Genomic DNA, 3,175 nt, shown 5'->3' on the forward strand with positions numbered 1-3,175 from the left:
CTTCAGGCCTCGCCCTGCGGGACTTCCAGGCTGGCCCGTACTCGTCGTTGCCACTTTTCGATGGGTGGGCACACACCGTCAAAGTGGCGCCTAGATTACGAACCAGCCTGAGAGTCTGAGTACGTAAGGGGTTTTTCAACAGCCTGCTAGGTAAACCGCCCTGTTGTCTGATGTTTTTGTCCTTTCACAAGGTTATATTACCCCACAATCAATATAATGTGACGATACGAGGAGTTGCGAAGTTTGTACAATCATGGCAGCATTTGCTACTTAGCGTGATGGTGTATCGAGAGGAAATATCTAGCCTATATGGCGGGTTATCGGTAGACCCAAATTTGGCCAATATGGACGGTAGAAGCAAGATTTTCCTTTTCACGCGCGTTTGTCGTTCTTACCCCTTCTGTTCCATTGCTAGATCACCGGCTAAATTTGTGGATATAAGGTTGCTACGTGGGTATTGCATAACTGTAGTTCTGAGCCAGCGGCAACTGACCAAAAACACGAATGGACAAGGGATATACAATGAAAAAGGCTTTCACACTGAGTACAGCAATTGCAGCTACGGTCGCTGTGTCTGCAAGTAACGCTTTAGTAGTAGATCAGCAGCAAACAGAAATTAATTACCACAGAAGCTTTACGTACTACGACACTGCACAGTCTTTTACTCCGACAATTAATGCGCTTAAAGCTATTCAGTTGAATATGGTAGATGGAGGTGGCTTCCCAGTAGGGGGAGACGTCTACTTGACTTTGCATCTTGAAGATCCGGCGAATGAAGTTATTGCTCAAACACAAGCTGTGTTTCTGGAGGATTGCTTTAATTTCGAAGAAGGGCCAGGCTGTAACAAAGGTGGTGGGACTTCAGTTCCGGTTACTTTTGAATTTCCCGAAAGCGTTCCTCTTCAGCTCGGAGAAACGTACGTATTTGGTATTCATGCTAATGATAACCTTCCGTTTAGTGTGGCCTACACCAATTACGAATCATACAGCAATGGTGAACTATTCTTAGATAATATTACTCAGCAGGAGGATTTGGCATTTAAGACTCTTGCACCGGAAATTACAGTAGACCCGAATCAAGACTCGGTTCTTGTAATGGGCAATAACACTATCTATCGATACAGCTATGCCGGTGTACTGCTAGAGACTATAGAGATACCAAATTTTTATCAGTGGGATTCAGCTCGCGATATTATTCCCGTATCCGAAACAGAGATTGCCGTATTCAATGGACAATTCAATCCCAACCTCAGCATATATGACGGCGATAGCTGGGCTCATAGAGAGTACGATGAGTGGTCAATTGTCGCCAATGTCAGCTACGGCGGCATTGCTGCCGATGCCAACTACATATATTTAACGGATATGAAGACTGGCAGTGGCGGAACAGCACAAGGTATTGTTAGGTTCGACCGACAACTTGAAACCTTTGCAAGATTCTTAACCGACGACGAATATATAGACATAACTTTAGGTGAAGACGGGTTGCTATACGCCTTAGAAGATACCTATGGGCATTTGCAAATTGTTAACCCTGCTACCATGGGTGTAGAACGAGAAGTTGATTTAGGCCATATTTCGTCTTCCAGAGCGGCTACGGCCGATGAAAATGGCAATATCTTCTTGGCTGGCTGGAATGGGGCAATAAGTAAGTTTGACCCAGAGGGAAATTTAGTCGCCTCTGTTTCAACCACGGCCGCTTTCAGCGATATCGACATTCGTGGCGATAACATTCTAGTTACGAGTTATTACGAAGAGGAAGCGCTTCTATACACTACGGAACTGGAATATGTGTCTACATTCTCCGCTGGCGGACGTTATACATTTGCAGCCTTCAGTTACCTGGAACCAGAAGTAGAAAAACCGGAACCCGAAGTAACGGCCGAATTAGCGATAACGTCAGATTGGAACGCTGGTTATTGTGCGAATGTAATTCTTACCAATACAACTGATGAGCCACAAGTGTGGGATGTAGCTCTTGAAGTTGAGGGTAGTATTAACAACCTATGGAACGGCAACTGGAGTCAGAGCGGCTCAACACTGTCAGTCAGTGGACTGAGTTGGAACGATGTATTACAGCCAGACCAAATAAATACTTCTGTAGGCTTCTGCGCGAGTCGTTAGATTCAATGCTTAGAGACAATAACAAGAGCTGGCTAAAAGGCCGGCCCTCTATTTAGACTATGGAAGTAGTAACACATGAATATCCCAGTTGATATTGCGGTATATCTGGTTGTGATGGCCGCACTGTATTTTTATACCGATAAAAGAGACAGCAATGGGTTTCTTTGGGTGGTGGTCTATGTGGTTATACACTCTGTGATACACGAAGTCTTAGGTTATGACCTTATAGTTTCTGCTGTTGCCATCGGGGTTGGTTTGATTCTGACACTGGAGATTACTCGATACTATAGGGATGACCCATTTTCGACACCCAGCTTGATTAGATTTCTACATAGAATACTCAGTGCGACCAATTATTTACTTTTGTACATTGGAGTAAAACCCAAGACTAGTTTCTACAGTGATAAAAATTCGGAGTCTTTTACAAAACTGTTGAGTCATCTGTCAAATGAAAAGTGGGATAGTGCCGAGGCTTTGCTCAAAGCAATGAGTGCTGACCAAAGACATCGAGTAATTGATACGCTCGTCGATGAGACTGGGAGAAGCGAGTACTTTGATAAATGGACTTTGAATAAACCTGGCAGTGCGTTCGCCGCACTGACGAGTGGGTACCAATACGTTCATTGGGCGTGGGAAGCAAGAGGTTCGGGAACAGCCGATACGGTAACAAACGATGGTATTGAAAAATTCTTAGTTAGGTTGTCGCTTGCCAGGCAAGCATTTCTTGAAAGTATTGAATTAGATAATGACTTGGTAATCCCCCCGGAAATTAGCAGGGGCCAAAAGTAGAATTTTCTCGTATCATTTGCGCAGGAGATTCTGCATGAAAAAATCGAAGTATTCAGATAGCCAGATCATGGCCATCCTTAAACAAGCTGAGGCCGGAACCCCGGTTCCAGAGCTGTGTCGCGAGCACGGCATGAGCTCTGCCACCTTCTACAAGTGGCGTAGCAAGTACGGTGGAATGGACGCTTCCATGATGGCCAGGCTCAAGGAGCTGGAGGAGGAGAACCGGCGTTTAAAGAAGATGTACGCCGAAGAGCGCCTGAAG

Annotated in this window: 3 protein-coding genes; all 3 read left to right on the top strand. The window is 45.1% G+C overall.

The genetic code is table 11. The features are described from left to right. Nucleotides 1-522 precede the first annotated feature (522 nt). Nucleotides 523-2,124, top strand: a complete 1,602-nt coding sequence (locus QWI17_RS17420) for a cellulose binding domain-containing protein (RefSeq protein ID WP_302723798.1) — start codon at nucleotides 523-525, stop codon at nucleotides 2,122-2,124. Between the two features lie 75 nt (nucleotides 2,125-2,199). Beyond that, nucleotides 2,200-2,913: a DUF4034 domain-containing protein gene (locus QWI17_RS17425; RefSeq protein WP_302723799.1), complete on the top strand. Its 714-nt coding sequence runs from the start codon at nucleotides 2,200-2,202 to the stop codon at nucleotides 2,911-2,913. 34 nt (nucleotides 2,914-2,947) lie between these two features. Continuing rightward, on the top strand, nucleotides 2,948-3,175 hold a 228-nt coding region (locus QWI17_RS17430; protein WP_302723800.1), incomplete at its 3' end, for a transposase.

The organism is Gilvimarinus gilvus (genome assembly GCF_030518155.1).
Classification (GTDB): Bacteria; Pseudomonadota; Gammaproteobacteria; order Pseudomonadales; family Cellvibrionaceae; genus Gilvimarinus; species Gilvimarinus gilvus.

Coding starts and splice junctions, on each gene's coding strand:
- QWI17_RS17420 (WP_302723798.1), top strand. CDS start 523: ATGAAAAAGGCTTTCACACTGAGTACAGCAATTGCAGCTACGGTCGCT.
- QWI17_RS17425 (WP_302723799.1), top strand. CDS start 2,200: ATGAATATCCCAGTTGATATTGCGGTATATCTGGTTGTGATGGCCGCA.